Source organism: Burkholderia sp. E168m23 (genome assembly GCF_016586125.1).
Taxonomy (GTDB): Bacteria; Pseudomonadota; Gammaproteobacteria; order Burkholderiales; family Burkholderiaceae; genus Burkholderia; species Burkholderia orbicola.
Window position 1 is genome coordinate 1 of sequence record NZ_BCPP01000839.1, and the last position, 3,222, is coordinate 3,222.

3 protein-coding genes and 1 pseudogene are annotated in these 3,222 nt (G+C 64.0%); all 4 read left to right on the forward strand.

Annotated features, from left to right (window positions below):
• Positions 1–223: pseudogene (locus tag JMF90_RS30545) on the forward strand (type VI secretion system contractile sheath large subunit); the annotation flags it as partial.
• 70 nt (positions 224–293) lie between these two features.
• A complete protein-coding gene (locus tag JMF90_RS30550; RefSeq protein ID WP_006477093.1) occupies positions 294–797 on the forward strand; it encodes a type VI secretion system tube protein Hcp in 504 nt (167 codons plus the stop codon).
• Positions 798–859: 62 nt separating this feature from the next.
• A complete protein-coding gene (gene tssE, locus JMF90_RS30555) occupies positions 860–1,345 on the forward strand; it encodes a type VI secretion system baseplate subunit TssE (protein WP_006477092.1) in 486 nt (161 codons plus the stop codon).
• A 76-nt stretch (positions 1,346–1,421) separates the two neighbouring features.
• Positions 1,422–3,222 (forward strand): type VI secretion system baseplate subunit TssF (gene tssF, locus JMF90_RS30560; protein WP_201325843.1); only part of this gene is annotated, 1,801 nt, incomplete at its 3' end.

Below are 3,222 nucleotides of genomic sequence, written 5' to 3' on the forward strand. Positions count from 1 at the left end.
CCTCAACCGGTGGATTTCGCAGTACGTCCTGCTCGACGACAACGCCTCGCAGGAACAGAAAGCGCAATTTCCGCTGCGCGAGGCATCCATACAAGTGTCGGAGATTCCGGGCAAGCCGGGCTCGTATCGTTCGGTCGCGTTCCTGCGCCCGCACTTTCAGCTCGACGAACTCTCGATTTCTCTGCGACTTGTCGCTGATCTGCCCAAACCGGCAAATTCATAAGCGAGTAAATCGCCCGGGCGGGCCGCCTGGGTAGGACGTTAAAACCACCTCTTTGGGGAGTCGAAGGGCCATGTTACATATGCACTTGCAGTTTGGTAGTCCCGCGGTGAAGGGCGAATCCGCGGATAAAGACCACCAGGGCTGGATCGAACTGAAATCGTGGGATCACTCGATCGTTCAGCCGCGTTCGGCAACCGCATCGACCGCTGGCGGTCACACGATGACGCGTTGCGAGCACGGCGACATGATCTTCACGAAGGAAATCGATTCGTCGAGCCCGCTGCTGTATCAGCACGCTTCGGGCGGTACCACGTTCGACGAAGTGACGGTCCATTTCTCGCGCGCTGACGGTGAAGGCAAGCGCGTGCAGTATCTGGAAGTCAAGCTCAAGTACGTGATCATCTCGAGCATCGCGCCGAGCGTTCGCGAGGAAGGTCTGCCGCTCGAGACGTTCTCGCTGAAGTACGCAGCCGTGCAGTGGAAGCAAACCCAGCAGAAGATCGGCGGCAACCAGGGCGGCAACACGCAAGGCGCCTGGAGTCTGACGAAGAACGACAAGACCTACGCGGTCTAAGGTCGGTTGCGGCAACGGGGCGCGTCGCGTCCCGTTGTCGTTTTCGCTGTCAACACCGGCCGATGAAACGATTCGAACCCAGTTTTCTCGACAAGCTGTTCGACGACGAACCGCATCTGCCGGCCTCGGCTGCGATGCGGCAATTGTCGCTGGACGAGCTCAAGAACACGGTCGCCCGCGACGTCGAGGCGATCCTCAACACCCGTATCGCGCACACCGAGAACGAACTGGCGGCGCTGCCGGAATGCCAGAAGTCGGTGCTGACCTACGGGCTGAACGATTTCGCGGGGTTGAGCCTCGCGAGCCACTACGACCGCGCATTCATCTGCAAGTCGATCCAGCAGGCCATCGCGCGCCACGAGCCGCGCCTGCAGCAGGTGCAGGTGACGTTCGAGTTGAACGAGCAAGCCACCAACGCGCTGTACTTCGCGATCCAGGCGCTGCTCGTCGTGCACCCGGCCGAGGAGCCGGTCAGTTTCGACGCGATGCTGCAACCGTCGACGCTGCAGTATTCGGTCACGCGCGCACGCGCGGCACGCATGCAGTAAATCAAGCCGCCGAGCGGGCCGGACCGCCCGGTGGTCAATCAGGTCCGGCAGGAAATATTGAGGTTCGGGGTCGTCGATGGAAGAATTGCTGCCGTATTACGAACGCGAATTATCGTTTTTGCGGCGCTATTCGCGAGATTTCGCCGAACGCTATCCGAAGATCGCCGCGCGTCTCGCGCTGTCCGGCGAGCATTGCGAGGATCCGCACGTCGAGCGGATGATCGAGTCGTTCGCGCTACTCGGCGCGCGCATCAACAAGAAGCTCGACGACGATTACCCGGAATTCACCGAAGCGCTGCTGGAAGTGCTGTATCCGCACTACCTGCGGCCGTTCCCGTCGTGCTCGATCGCGCAGTTCACGCCGGCTTCGCCCGGCCAGCAGACCGAACCGGTCGTGATCGATCGCGGCACCGAGCTGAAAAGCCGTCCGATCCGCGGCGTGCAATGCCGGTTCCGTACCGCCTACGACGTGACGCTTGCGCCGATCCGCATCTCGGAGGCGCGCTATACGCCGGTCGCGCTCGCGCCGAGCGCGACGGTGCTGCCGTCGAACGCGACGGGCGTGATCTCGATCACGTTCGAATCGCTCGCCGCGCAGCTCGATCTCGGCGCGCTGAAGCTGTCGACGCTGCGCGCGCACCTGCACGGCGAGCAGTCGTTCGTCGCCGCGCTGACCGACTGCCTGTTCGTCAACGTGCTCGGCGCGTACGTCGAGCCCGAACGCAACGGCCGCTGGACCGCGCTGCGCAAGCTGCCGATCGCGCAGGCCGGCTTCGCCGAGGACGACGCGCTGATCGACTATCCGGCGAAATCGCACCCCGCGTACCGGTTGCTCACCGAATACTTCGCGTTCCCCGACAAGTTCGATTTCGTCGACTTCGACCTTGCGGCGATCGCACGCGCGTCGGGCCGCTGCCAGCGCGCGACGCTGCATCTGGTGCTGCAGGACGTGCGCAGCGATTCGCATATCGCGCGCCTGCTCGAATTGCTGACGGCGAGCCATTTCCGGCTGTTCTGCACGCCGATCGTCAACCTGTTCCGCCAGCACGGCGAACCGATCCGCATCACGCACCGCGCGGTGTCGTATCCGGTGATCGCCGAGGCGCGGCGTGCGTTCGCGTACGAGGTGTACTCGATCGACTCGGTGAAGCTCGTCCGGCAGCAGGCGCACGAGGAATCGGTGATCGAGTTCCGGCCGTTTTATTCGCTGCATCACGGCGAATCGGCGCGCATCGGCCATTACTGGTTCGCGCGCCGCAACGACTGGGTCGCGCAGAAGAGCCCCGGCTATGAAACCGAGATCTCGATCGTCGACATCGACTTCGAGCCGACGTCGCCGCAGACCGACACGCTGAGCCTCGACCTCACCTGCACGAACCGCGACCTGCCTTCGATGCTGGCGTTCGGCCTCGAAGGCGGCGACCTGTTCCAGGAAGGCGGGGCGCAGACGAGCGGCATCTCGCTGCTGCGCCGCCCGACGCAGAGCGTGCGCTTCGAGCGCGGCCGCGCCGCGCACTGGCGGCTCGTGTCGCATCTCGCGCTCAACCACGTGTCGCTCGTCGCGCACGGCCTCGCGCCGCTGAAGGAAATGCTGACGCTGTACGACCTGCGGCGCACGGCCGTGTCGATGCGCCAGATCGACGGGCTGGCCGGCGTCGAGCAGCGCGGCGCCGTGCAGTGGCTGCCCGGCAAGCCGTTCGCGACCTTCGTGCGCGGCATCGAGATCCGGCTGACGATCGACGAGGAGCACTTCGTCGGCGCGAGCCTTGCGTCGTTCGTGCGCGTGCTCGACAGCTTCTTCGGGTTGTACGTCCACCTCAACAGTTTCGTTCAATTGGTCGTCGTGTCGAAGCGCACCGGACGAGGAGATCATCCGA